The organism is Paenibacillus sp. ATY16 (assembly GCF_003399985.2).
Classification (GTDB): Bacteria; Bacillota; Bacilli; order Paenibacillales; family Paenibacillaceae; genus Pristimantibacillus; species Pristimantibacillus glycanilyticus.
This window is the reverse complement of sequence record NZ_NMOK02000053.1, coordinates 149,642-161,648: the sequence shown is the minus strand read 5'-3', so window position 1 is coordinate 161,648 and position 12,007 is coordinate 149,642. Positions and strand designations below refer to the sequence as shown.

The 12,007-nt window shown below is 49.9% G+C and carries 13 protein-coding genes; 5 read left to right on the top strand and 8 right to left on the bottom strand.

Features of this window, described 5'->3' with window-relative positions:
- Positions 1–10 precede the first annotated feature (10 nt).
- Positions 11–415: a MarR family transcriptional regulator gene (locus CFI03_RS28895; protein ID WP_127499002.1), complete on the top strand. Its 405-nt coding sequence runs from the start codon at positions 11–13 to the stop codon at positions 413–415.
- Here the strand turns inward: CFI03_RS28895 and CFI03_RS28890 are convergent, their stop codons facing one another.
- Genes CFI03_RS28890 through CFI03_RS28880 form a run of 3 tightly spaced genes read right to left on the bottom strand, consistent with a single transcriptional unit; the run spans position 416 to position 3,308 of the window.
- A complete protein-coding gene (locus CFI03_RS28890; protein ID WP_248762575.1) occupies positions 416–1,696 on the bottom strand; it encodes a CapA family protein in 1,281 nt (426 codons plus the stop codon).
- Positions 1,697–1,713: 17 nt separating this feature from the next.
- The gene (locus CFI03_RS28885; protein ID WP_248762574.1) at positions 1,714–2,442 is read right to left on the bottom strand and encodes an RluA family pseudouridine synthase; all 729 of its coding nucleotides are present in this window, start codon (positions 2,440–2,442) and stop codon (positions 1,714–1,716) included.
- Positions 2,442–3,308 carry a class I SAM-dependent methyltransferase gene (locus CFI03_RS28880; protein WP_248762573.1) on the bottom strand — a complete coding sequence of 289 codons (867 nt, stop codon included), beginning with the start codon at positions 3,306–3,308 and terminating at the stop codon, positions 2,442–2,444. Before CFI03_RS28880 ends, CFI03_RS28885 begins: the two co-directional genes overlap by 1 nt.
- Positions 3,309–3,565: 257 nt before the next feature.
- Between CFI03_RS28880 and CFI03_RS28875 the strand changes: the two genes are divergently transcribed.
- A complete protein-coding gene (locus tag CFI03_RS28875; RefSeq protein ID WP_248762572.1) occupies positions 3,566–4,153 on the top strand; it encodes a phosphatase PAP2 family protein in 588 nt (195 codons plus the stop codon).
- A 21-nt stretch (positions 4,154–4,174) separates the two neighbouring features.
- On the opposite strand, the gene CFI03_RS28870 is transcribed toward CFI03_RS28875, so the two are convergent.
- A complete protein-coding gene (locus CFI03_RS28870; RefSeq protein ID WP_236013277.1) occupies positions 4,175–4,489 on the bottom strand; it encodes a helix-turn-helix domain-containing protein in 315 nt (104 codons plus the stop codon).
- Between the two features lie 152 nt (positions 4,490–4,641).
- Here CFI03_RS28870 and CFI03_RS28865 point away from each other — a divergent pair, with 152 nt between their 5' ends.
- Positions 4,642–4,830 (top strand): hypothetical protein, encoded by a 189-nt coding sequence (locus tag CFI03_RS28865; protein WP_248762571.1) that lies wholly within the window; start codon positions 4,642–4,644, stop codon positions 4,828–4,830.
- Positions 4,831–4,979: 149 nt separating this feature from the next.
- Entirely contained in the window at positions 4,980–6,470 is a 1,491-nt protein-coding gene (gene araA / locus CFI03_RS28860; RefSeq protein WP_248762595.1) for an L-arabinose isomerase, read from the top strand.
- A 60-nt stretch (positions 6,471–6,530) separates the two neighbouring features.
- Here araA and CFI03_RS28855 read toward each other — a convergent pair whose 3' ends face one another.
- The 3 genes from CFI03_RS28855 to CFI03_RS28845 form a co-directional block, all read right to left on the bottom strand.
- The gene (locus tag CFI03_RS28855; RefSeq protein WP_248762570.1) at positions 6,531–7,634 is read right to left on the bottom strand and encodes a winged helix DNA-binding domain-containing protein; all 1,104 of its coding nucleotides are present in this window, start codon (positions 7,632–7,634) and stop codon (positions 6,531–6,533) included.
- A 587-nt stretch (positions 7,635–8,221) separates the two neighbouring features.
- On the bottom strand, positions 8,222–9,457 hold the full coding sequence (locus tag CFI03_RS28850; RefSeq protein ID WP_248762569.1) for an MFS transporter: 1,236 nt from the start codon (positions 9,455–9,457) through the stop codon (positions 8,222–8,224).
- Positions 9,458–9,465: 8 nt separating this feature from the next.
- Positions 9,466–9,918: a MarR family winged helix-turn-helix transcriptional regulator gene (locus CFI03_RS28845; protein ID WP_127499207.1), complete on the bottom strand. Its 453-nt coding sequence runs from the start codon at positions 9,916–9,918 to the stop codon at positions 9,466–9,468.
- Between the two features lie 137 nt (positions 9,919–10,055).
- Here CFI03_RS28845 and pdaA point away from each other — a divergent pair, with 137 nt between their 5' ends.
- On the top strand, positions 10,056–10,850 hold the full coding sequence (gene pdaA / locus CFI03_RS28840) for a delta-lactam-biosynthetic de-N-acetylase (protein ID WP_248762568.1): 795 nt from the start codon (positions 10,056–10,058) through the stop codon (positions 10,848–10,850).
- On the opposite strand, the gene CFI03_RS28835 is transcribed toward pdaA, so the two are convergent.
- On the bottom strand, positions 10,847–11,944 hold the full coding sequence (locus CFI03_RS28835; protein ID WP_248762567.1) for a branched-chain amino acid aminotransferase: 1,098 nt from the start codon (positions 11,942–11,944) through the stop codon (positions 10,847–10,849). The genes pdaA and CFI03_RS28835 overlap by 4 nt on opposite strands.
- Positions 11,945–12,007: the final 63 nt, after the last annotated feature.

Genomic DNA, 12,007 nt, shown 5'->3' with positions numbered 1-12,007 from the left:
GGGTGCTCATATGGTTTCAGAAGAATTTACTCGGCTGTGGATGAAGATGACAAGAGATTGGAAGGATAGTTTGGAAGATGGACTTGCGCCTCTGACGGAAGGTCAATTGAATGTACTTGATATTTTGCTGCGGCATGAGCCAATGAAGCCTTCTGAACTGCTGCAGTATCTTGCGACAACTCCTGCTGCCATTACAACTTTGCTCGACAGGATGGAGCGCAACGAGTTAATTGTACGTACAAGAGACAATCAAGACCGCAGGATCGTATGGGTTTCCGTATCGGAAAAAGGAAGAAGCGAGGCCCAGCGCGGAGCGGAAGTCCGCTCCAAGCTTATTGGAGATTCGCTGGACCGTATTTCTTCCCATAACCAGCAGCTTCTCGTGTATCTGCTGGGCAAGGTTGCAAATGCTTGATTAGCGTGAATCCGTGTTTAACATAGCGCGCAGACGATTGCGAAGAACCTTAAGCGTTTGCTTCATGGAGCTGTAGTCATTCTCCGTAAGCAAGCTGTCGCTGGCCGCTGTAATCGTCTGCTCGACCGGCAGGATGCGGTATTTATAATAGCTGCCCGACAAGTAACGGTGTACCCATGTAGGAGTTGCTTCAATATCCGATAGCTCGATTGAGCCGTCGGATTTATTTTTTCGTACGGTTACTTTATAGATTACGCCATAATCCTTAGTGTCGCCGCGCTGTGCGGAGATGAAATTGCCCATAGAATAAATAATAAGTCCGTGTCTTTCATGTCCGCTCGCGTCGGTGGCATCAAGTACCTCGTACGGCTGTATAACATGGGGATGGGAGCCGGCAATGATATCCGCTCCTTCGGCAACCAGCTTGCGGGCCAACTGCTTCTGCTCATCGTTAGGCGTGGTCTGATATTCAATGCCGAAGTGCAAGGCTATCGTTACGAAATCCGCGCCAAGCTCTTTCAAGCGATGAATATCGTTTATCATTTTCTGCTCATCGATTAAGGAGACGGCGTACGGCTTGCCCTTCGGAAGCGGGATTCCGTTTGTTCCGTAGGTGTAAGCGAGCAGCCCCATCTTGATTCCGTTATGCTCGACAATGACGGGCGTATCCGCTTCTTCCTGGGATTCCGCCGTACCTTTGATGACAAATGGATATTGCTTGAGATGCTGCAAGGTGAGCATCAGTGCTTTGTCGCCTTTGTCGAGCGAATGATTATTGGCATTGGTCAGGATGTTGAATCCGGCATACTGCAGCGCGTCCAGCAGCTCCACCGGGGCATTAAAGCTTGGATAACCCGTATAGCCGTATGCGGGGCCGGCAACCGGTGTCTCCAGATTCGCCATTACCCAATCGCCTTGTTCAAGAATCGGTTTGACTTCGTCGAAGAAATAATTGAAGTTGTATTTCTTAGTTTTGCTGTCATACGCGCCGGGAAGCTCCGGCTTATGCATCATGATGTCGCCTACGGCCATCCATACGGCTTCCTCGTATTCCGGGGTTGGCACCGGCGTTGGCGTCGGCTCCGGCATCGCGGTTGGTGCAACCGTAGGGTCCGGAGTGGCTGCAGGCTCTACGGAAGGCTCAGGACTGTTTGAGACGACAGTTGGTTTGACGGAGTCCTGCTTGAGAGTTGCGGTAACGATAATCAAGATACTTGCTGCCGAAAGCAGCAGGAGAAAGAAATGAATGGTCAAGCGCTTCTTGCTTCGCATTCTGCGCATGAAGGGCGAATCCCTCCTTAAAGGTAGATGCTGGATGCTTCCTCGAGCTGATCGCTTGTCCACCAGGACCATGCGGGAGAACCGTATGGAACGGACCGGAAGCATTGAAGCTCTTTCGTAACCGGATGAGGCGCTTCCACCGAAGTAGACCATAGGGCGATATCGGTTACGGACGCCGTGACCGGAGCGCCGTATTTGCGGTCTGCGACAAGCGGACAGCCGATATAAGCCATTTGAGCCCGGATTTGATGCGGTCTGCCGGTATGCAGCTTTACGGCGATCAGGGAGTAACCTCCAGCCTGTGCGCATACCTTGTATTCCAGAATGGCTTCTTTCGCTTCGGCTGCGGGTTCTTTGAATACGGTTACTTGATTGCGTTTGGCGTCTTTGCGTATGTAATGGCGAAGTCGGTCCTGCTGCTTAGCCGGTTTGCCGTGAACAACGCAGACATACGTTTTACCGAAAGTGCGGCTTCTGACGGCTTCGGACAAGCGGGACGCCGCCTTGGAGGTTTTCGCGAACAGCATCGCCCCGCCAACGGGCCGGTCCAGTCTGTGAACGAGGCCGAGGAAGACATTCCCCGGCTTGTTATGGCGGATTTTCAGATCCTGTTTAATTAGCGTCAGCATGTCAGGGTCCCCGGTTTCGTCCTCTTGGGACGGGATTCCGGGGAGCTTGACTACGGCAATGATATGATTATCTTCATACAATACCGGTATTTGAGTTGCTTCGTTCCCTGCAGCCATTATTCCGACTCCCAGCGCCCAAGAATGCCGCAAGGCAAATGCAGGCCGGATTGGGTGATCGGCAAGCCGATTTCGCCGGAGTTGATCATGCCGCCGAATTTGCCCTTCATCGTCGTATGCAGCAAATTATGGAGCACGGTCGGAGACAGGCCGGTCGTATAGGAGTTGATCAGCAGGAACAACGGGTTATCCGAAAGGATAGTCGTGCAGAATTCCAGGAACGGATAGAGGTTCTCTTCCAGCTTCCAGGTTTCGCCGTTAGGTCCGCGTCCGTAAGAAGGCGGATCCATGATGATCGCATCGTATTGGCGGCCGCGGCGCTGCTCGCGCTGCACGAATTTGAAGACATCATCGGTAATGTACCGGATTGGCGCGCTTTCAAGGCCGGATAGCTGCGCATTTTCTTTCGCCCATTGCACCATGCCTTTGGAAGCGTCCACGTGCACGACTTCCGCGCCGGCTGCCGCTGCAGCAACCGTAGCTCCGCCGGAGTAGGCGAACAGGTTCAGCACGCGGATTGGACGGCCTGCGGAACGGATTTTGTCCATCATCCAGCTCCAGTTCACCGCTTGTTCGGGGAACAGGCCGGTATGCTTGAAGTTGGTCGGCTTAATGTGGAACTTAAGCTCGCCGTAAGCGATGGTCCAGCGCTCGGGCAGGCTGGATTTGAACTGCCATTGTCCGCCTCCGGAGGAGCTGCGGTGATAATGTCCGTCTGCCTTTTTCCAGGCTCCGGATTCATCGGCGATTGGCCAAATGATCTGAGGATCCGGACGGCGGAGAATATATTGGCCCCAGCGTTCAAGCTTGTCCCCCGCACCAGTATCAATGACCTCGTAATCAACCCATTTATCTGCTACGTACATGTTATTGTAATCCTTCCTTGGTGTATAATTTTCGTTGTATTATAATGAAAGTCTTCGACTATTATAACGAAGCGCACCAGATGAAGCAATTAGGTTCATGCTTACGAAGCAAGAATCGCCACAAAAAGCGCGAGACAATTCTTTAGGTTAACGCTTACGAAGCAAGAATCGCCGCAAAAAGCAAAAAGCGCGTCAATTCTTTTCAGGAGGGACTTATTATTCGAGAACAAGGGTGGTTAATCGGTTTAACGGCAAGCTTGATTATCTTTATCGCAGATGCAATGCTGGCTTCGCGCCATAATGTCTCGCAGCTGGATGAATCGGTTGCGGATTGGTTTGCAAGCATACATAGCGGTACCTTAACCGATGTGTTCAAGGCAATGACAACATTGGGGTCAACGGTAGGCATTATCGCAATTACGCTTTTTCTTGCGATATGGTTTGCCTGGAAGCAGGGGTGGAGGAGCGCGGTTCTGCTCATTGCGGGGGTAGCGGGAGCCTATGCGGCGAACACGCTGGTGAAATCAGGCTTTGACCGGGCAAGACCGGCAATGGCTTGGGGAATCGAAGCTGACGGATCGAGCTTTCCGAGCGGCAATGCCATGCTGGCTATTGTGATGTACAGTCTGGCGGCGGCCTGGGTTGTAGCGGATAGCGGTATAAACCGTACGGTGAAGTGGATGACGGCTATGATCGCTATTGCATTGATCATACTAATGGGAGCATCGCGTTTATATTTCAGCGTGCATTACGCCACTGACATAATCGGCGGTTATGCAGCCGGATTTGCAATCGTATGCCTCGTAATGGCTCTTGCCGGGGGGAAGAGGCTTAGTAGCCGCTAGTCATAGTTGGACAGCGGCTAATTAAGACTCCCGGATAGCATCCAGCATTTTGTCGATGGATTCCTTGCGTTTGTCTTCGTCCATGTTATTGAGCAGACGGATGATCTCAGCTGCATCTGCTGCTACTTGAGGCTCTGTACCGCGTGTATCACCATCGATAATAAAATCCGTAGTGACTTCAAAAAAGGACGCTAGCTTAATCAGAGTCTCGTACACGGGCTGCCGGTTGTTGATCTCGTAGTGGCTGTAAGCGGATCGCGTTATTCCGATGGATTGTGCAACTATTTCTTGCGATAAGCTTCGCTCTCGGCGCAGCTCCTTTAGGCGATCTCCCATCGTCAAGGTCATTCGCTCCTCACATTGGTATCAATCAAGCAATATGTTACACTCACTAATAGTAATTTATGATACGAATCGTATCATTGTCAAGCTTTATATGAGAAAGTTACTAATATAATAGAAAAAAATAGGAAAGGGGATTGGAAATTATGGTTTTGATCTTTGAATGCGAATGCGGCAACAAAACAGGGCTGTTTGCAACCGGAGACCGCGACGAAACAGGAAGAGAATTTATCGAGCTGGAAGACGATGACCGCATGACTTATATCGTCGGAGAAGACGGAGTACTATTTAAATGTAAGTTTTGCGGATACACTTACCGTATGGACAAGCTATAAAACGCAAAAAAATTATCAAAATGCATATTGAAATCCGGCCATGTTCGGAGTAGTATAGAGGATAAGTTGTACGTACAACTTATCCTCTATTTTTATTTTATTTTCAGATCATGTACGTACAAATTCATTCTCAGCTAGGAGGAATTATGGTGTTATCCATTAAACCTTATCAATTTTGGTTTGTAACAGGCAGTCAGCATTTGTACGGTCCAGAGACTTTGGAAGAGGTTGCCGTGCATTCGCAAAGCATTACTGCGGGATTAAACGAATCTTCTAACCTTCCATTTGAGATTGTATACAAACCGGTAGTGACAACTCCGGAGGAAATTTACAAAGTTTGCATTGAAGCGAAAGCGGATCCAAATTGCGCGGGCGTTGTTGCCTGGATGCATACCTTCTCGCCGGCGAAAATGTGGATCAGAGGACTTTCCGAGCTCCGCAAGCCGCTCCTTCATCTGCATACGCAATATAACCGCGATATTCCTTGGGATTCCATTGACATGGACTTTATGAACACGAACCAGTCGGCTCACGGCGACCGCGAATTCGGTCATATTTTTGCCCGTCTTGGCCTTGACCGCAAAGTGGTTACCGGACATTGGCAGGAGGGCGAGGTTCAATCCCGCATCGGCGCATGGATGAACTCCGCAGCAGCGTCCATGGAGAGCAAGAACCTGAAGATCGCAAGATTCGGCGATAATATGCGTCAAGTAGCCGTTACCGAAGGCGATAAAGTCGAAGCGCAAATCCAGCTTGGCTGGCAGATTGACGGCTACGGCATCGGTGATCTGGTTGCCAGCATGAACGAAGTGAGCGATGCAGAGGTACAAGAACTGCTGAACGAGTACACAGAGCGTTACGAGATTGCAAGCAGTGTCCGCGACAATGCAGCAGCTTGGGCAGCTATCGAAGAGCAGGCAAAAATTGAGCTTGGCATGAAGCGTTTCCTGCAAGCAGGCGGTTATACGGCATTCACAACAACCTTCGAAGACCTGCATGGCATGAAGCAGCTTCCGGGTCTGGCTGTTCAGCGCCTGATGGAGCAAGGCTATGGCTTCGGCGGTGAAGGCGACTGGAAGACTGCAGCGCTTACCCGCATTATGAAGCTGATGGCCGGCAATGTTGGCACGTCGTTCATGGAGGATTATACTTACCATCTGGAAAACGGCAACGAGATGATTCTTGGCGCTCATATGCTTGAGGTATGTCCGACAATTGCGGAGAGCAAGCCTCGCATTGAAGTTCATCCGCTCGGAATCGGCGGCAAAGCCGATCCTGCGCGTATCATTTTCGACGGTAAAGCAGGCGAAGCCGTAAACGCATCCCTGGTCGACCTAGGCAACCGTTTCCGCCTTATCATCAACGAAGTAGACGCGGTGAAGGTAGAGAAGGAAATGCCTAAGCTTCCGGTTGCCCGCGTGTTGTGGAAGCCGCGTCCATCCCTTCGCGATTCGGCTGAAGCATGGATCTATGCAGGCGGCGCGCATCATACGGTGCTGTCGTATGTCGTAACGACGGATCAGCTTGTTGACTGGGCAGATATGCTCGGCATCGAGGTTGTCGTTATTGACAACAACACAACAATCCGCCAGTTCCGCCAAGAGCTGCGCTGGAACGAACAAAGCTACGGCCGCCGTTAATCCGTAAGGCAGGCAAAAGGGCCATTCCACTTGTCATTGACAATGGGATGGCCCTTTAATTTATTTTATAAAACGGATTTCATGAGTAACACCTGGTACAGCGAACTCCAACAGTTTTTGGCCCTCTTGAATGAGATCTAGCTGTTCCTCTTTCGTGAGAGGGCGGAATGGATCGATATGGAGTGCGGCTAGCCCGGTGTCACGCTCGATCGACCATAACCCTTCGATATAACCGTTCAAAAGAATCGTTGAGCGGAGAATGCCGTTAGCCGTGAAGATTCGTTTGCCATAATGACGGTTCATTACTCGCGAGCGGTCGGAAATGCCAAGCAGAATGGGATCAAATTCTCCGAGGAAGCGGACCGGAGGTATGTTGCCGGGATCCGGACGAGGAGCATCGGGCAGATCAAATAATTCATTTCCTAGTTCATCTCGGAAAATAACAAGGCCCGGTCTAAGCTTCTCGAAATAATCCTTAAGTCGAGTAAGCCCGGACCAAGCTTGAATATCCTTAACGGATGCAGGGCCGTAAGCACTCAGATATCGCAGTACAAGCTGTTCGACGTCCGGCTGCTCAAGCATAGGCTGCTCCATCCAAACTTCAGCGGAAGTATGAAGGGCCTGACCGCTTTCTCCCCACAATCCGCGTGGCGGAACTTGAACGAGAGGGACATAGGTACGTACAGCTGCTGCAAGTGCCTCCGGATCGGAATCCCGCCAATACGGGACTAGCAGCTTGCCGATCTCGCTGAAGGTAAGGGGCTGCTCCTCTACGAGTTTTCTTCCTTCCGATGCAAGGATGTTCAAATCAACTGCGGCAAGCCGTTTGCCGAAGCTACCCTTGAGCGCGCGCTCTTGAGCCGGCTGGACCCATGGTCTGAGAAGCAGGCAGTCATTTGCCGATACCAAATGAAGAGTGGAGCGCATCAAAGCGATCCTTACTGCCAACCGATTCGAGATAAGCGTGGATAGATCGTCTGGGACAAATCCCTCAAGCCTTGTCCAAAGCGAGTAGTAAGGTGCTTGGGGAGCTTGGGCCTGCAAACCGATAAACCATTCTAATGCATGGTAAACAGGCGTATTCGAACGTTCGAGCAGCATTTGCCTTGCAAGGATAGCCCGGTTTAGCTCCAATGAGCTTATGGGCATGCCTTTACTAGTCATGGTTACCAGCGCCTTTTTATTCAGAATTGACTTCCAATTTAGTATCTATTTCCAATTTAGAATCTATTTCCAATTAGAGTAGCTCTATTCGGCGAAAGTTACAAGACTAATAAGGATTAAAAAGAACAAAAGGGATTGATCCACAGAGATAAAATTGTTTTAATTAGAAGAAAATGTATGATCGGAGGTGTGTTGTGTCTGCGATTCTTGAGTTAAAGAGGACGAATCAATTCTCAAATTGGCTTAGAAATTTCAAAGTGTTCTTAAACGGCACCGAATATGAAAAAATCGCTAACGATGAAACCATCCGTTATGAGCTTGAGCCGGGAGAGTACGAATTATATCTGAAGATCGATTGGTGCGGGAGCAATCGTTATTCGTTCACTATACAAGAAAAAGAGACCATTAAATTAGAATGCGGATGTCCAATCAGAGGCTGGAAGTTTCTGTTACAACCATTTATAATGCCATATTATCTCTTCTTTAATCTAGACAAATATTTATATATCAAATAAAAAAGCCGGCAACAGAAGTGGGGCGTCAACCAATTATTGGCGACCCCGGACTTCTTTGCCGGCTTTTTATTGTTATCTCGAAGTTACTGCTGTTTTCTCGCGAGCGGCAGCAGGTGCGGCAGCCCGGTTCTTTCTTTCAATGACCAAGCTGACCAGGTAAACAAGCATAAAGATGACCATGGCTACCGCTGCCCAACGGTACATCACCGAATAGCTGGAAGCCGAAGCGACGATACCGAGCAGCATGGAGCCTACGGCTACCCCAAAATCAATCGTATTGTAATACAAGCTGTTCGCGAAGCTGACTTGATGAGGAGCTGCCTCGCGCAGCATCCATGCTTGCGTTGTCGGCTGGATGGCGCCAAAACCAAACCCGTACAGTAATGCGGATACGATAATCAACGGAAGGGAGTCTGCATAGGACAAGATGATTAAGCTGGCAATGACAACAAGCGCGCCTGGGATAACGATGGGCATCGGTCCGCGGCGGTCAAACAGCTTGCCGGAAATCGGACGGATAATAAAGACGGTAAATACAATAAATAAGAAGAACAGGCCAATCTGTTCAATATGTTTTTGAGCGCCATAGAGCGCAATAAATCCAAGGATACCGCCGTAAGTAACGGACATTAACACATTAAGAATAGCGGGCACCATCATACGGCCGGTTGAAGATCCGGAAGCCGATTCTCCTGACTCGGACTTGTTTGCCGATGGGGCGGGCTTGGCAGGCTGCTTTGGAATGCTGCGCATAACAAGAAGCAACGGAATAATAAGAACGAGGGCAATCGTACCGATCATCGCGAGGGTCGTAAATCCAAATTGCTTAATGACGGAAAGACCAATCATAGGACCAAGGGACATAGCGATACTGGTCGATAAACCGAAGTAACCGATGCCTTCTCCGGTTCTTTTCTTCGGGATAATCTGCGATACCAGGGTAGGGATAATGGTACTCGTCATCCCGAAGCCGATACCAAACAACGCGCGAAGAATAAGAAGCGATGTCATGGAGCCCGCGAACGGGTAGAGGACAGTTGCTATTGCTGCCAATACAAGACCCACGAACAAAATAACATTACGGTGAACCTTGCGAAGCAAGGCAGCGGTGGCAAACCGCGTAACGATTGCGGCTAAGGCGAATAGGCTTGTTACAAGACTAAGCGCGAAGTTATTCGGATGAAATTGTTCTTTCGCGTAAGTAGGGAATGGAGACAGCAGCATTTGCAGGCTCAAGAACAGCAGTAAATAGCTGACCGTTAAGGTTACGAATGACCGGCTCCATAGTTTGTCTGGTTGTATGTTCATGTTGCTCATTACTCCTTTTCTTGATCGATTAAGCCTTTTGCATGTTCATTTAATTTTTTCAGAAGGCTTGTCATTTGCTCGTATTCGTCCGTAGACAAGACTTGCGCGATTTCGACCATCGTGCTGTATTCAATCGGTTCGATGGCATCCGCCGTCGCTCGTCCTTGCTCGGTGATAAAGACCTGGAAGGAACGCCGGTCATGCTCGCTGGCACGCTTCGTAACAAAGCCTTTTGCCTCCAGGGAATCGAGGATTCGGGTTGTTGTAGGCTTGTCTTTGCCCGCACGGTCGGCAATTTCCTTCTGTATTAAGCCGTCTTCCTCGCGGACACGGTAGAGAACGGCCCATTGTTCGGGCGTCAAGCCAAATTCCTTAATGCGGGAGCTAAAGAAATTCGTCAGCTTCCGGTAGGTTGCTCCGAGCAGGAAGCCAATCGAATGATCCAATCCTTTCTGATGCATAGCGAATCACGCTCCAAAATTAGTTGTTATAACAACTATATGCCTGACAACTAATTTTGTCAATTCGAAAATAGTGGATTGGAAACGGAGAATGCGGGGAAAATAAACGGACTACACATAGAGGAGCAGAAAGAGGAATGAGAAAAACATCAGCATGGATCCATACCTTATGGATCGCAGCCGTTTTGTCCTTGCTGGTTGCGCAGCATCCGGCTGAAGCACAGCAGGGGCCGTTTCATTTCGGATTCAAGAAAAGCGTAGGTGGACAGCTGCCGTCCATTAATGAAGAGGGCTTCAAGGATATTGTCATGAAGCATGGGGCGATTTTTCTCGGGGACACAACCAAGAAGGAGCTGTACATGACCTTCGATAACGGGTATGAGAACGGGTATACCCCGAAGGTGCTGGACGTGCTTAAGGAGAAGCAAGTGCCCGCGATCTTTTTCGTGACGGGGCATTACGTGAAGGACCAGCCGGAGCTGGTGAAGCGAATGGTCAATGAGGGACATCTGGTTGGTAATCATTCCTGGACGCATCCGGATATGACGCAAATCTCGTCGAGCCAGATCCGTACAGAGCTCGAAAAGGTAAGAGAGCAGGTGCAATCGCTTACCGGTCAGCAAGCCATGACCTACCTGCGGCCGCCAAGAGGAATCTTTAGCGATAATGTTCTTGCGGTAAGCAAGGATTCCGGATATACGAACGTATTCTGGTCCGTCGCTTACAAGGATTGGGACGTCAATCAGCAAAAAGGAGCGGGCTTCGCCTTTAATCAAGTTGTCGCGCAGCTTCATCCCGGAGCGGTAATCCTGCTTCATACCGTATCCAAAGACAATGCTGCCGCGCTCGGCTCGATTATTGACGAAGCCCGCAAGCAAGGCTATGAATTTAAAAGTCTCGATCAAATGACTGTCAAGACGTATGGCAATTAATTCGAAATAAGATGCTCGGAAGGTTCAAGAACGATGGACCAGCCGAACGGATCTTCAACCGTACCCTTTTGAATACCGGTCAGCGTGTCGTACAGTTTTTGCGACAGCTCGCCGGTATTTCCTTCGTTAATGACGTAACGCGTACCTTCCCAAGACAATTCTCCGATCGGAGAAATAACAGCGGCAGTACCCGTACCAAACGCTTCAACAAGACGGCCTTCCTGATGAGCCGCAATCACTTCGTCAACCGACAGCTGTCTTTCTTCTACCGGCACGTTCATATGCTTGAGCAGACGGATGATCGAGTCGCGCGTAATGCCGTCCAGGATGCTTCCGTTCAGTGCAGGGGTTACAACCGTACCGTCAATGTTGAAGAAGACGTTCATGCTGCCGACTTCCTCGATATATTTGCGGTGAACGCCGTCCAGCCACAGAACCTGGGATGCGCCTTGCGCATAAGCTTCTTCTTGCGCTTTCAAGCTTGCCGCGTAGTTGCCGGCTGTCTTCGCGTTGCCCACGCCGCCGCGTACCGCGCGAACGTACTTCGATTCCACGTGAATTTTAACCGGATGAATGCCTTCCGCGTAGTAAGAGCCTACCGGGGACATGATGATCATGAACATGTATTGCGTCGATGCGTTAACGCCAAGCTGCGCTTCGGTTGCGATAACGAATGGACGTACGTACAGGGAAGTTTCCGCGTCGGAAGGGATCCAGTCGCGGTCTGTCAAGATAAGCTGCTTCAGTGCTTCAAGCGCCAGTTCCTCGTCAACGGCAGGGATGCTGAGACGCGCATTGGAACGGTTGAGGCGCGCCATGTTCTGCTCCGGACGGAACATACGGATTTTGCCATCGCCGGTCAGGTAAGCTTTAAGGCCTTCAAAGATCGTTTGGCCATAATGGAACACTTTTGCTGCCGGATCAAGCGAAATCGGCTGATAAGGGACGATGCGCGGGTTGTACCAGCCGCCCTTGGCTGCATCATAGTCCAAAATGAACATATGGTCCGTGTAGTACTTGCCGAATCCAAGCTCGGATGCTTTAGGTTTTTGCTTTTTGTTAGTAGAAAGTTCTATGGTAATGGCCTTGTTCATCGTCTTTGATCTCTCCTTGTTGCTCGTTTATAGTTGAATCGTACCATGCCAGCCGATATATTT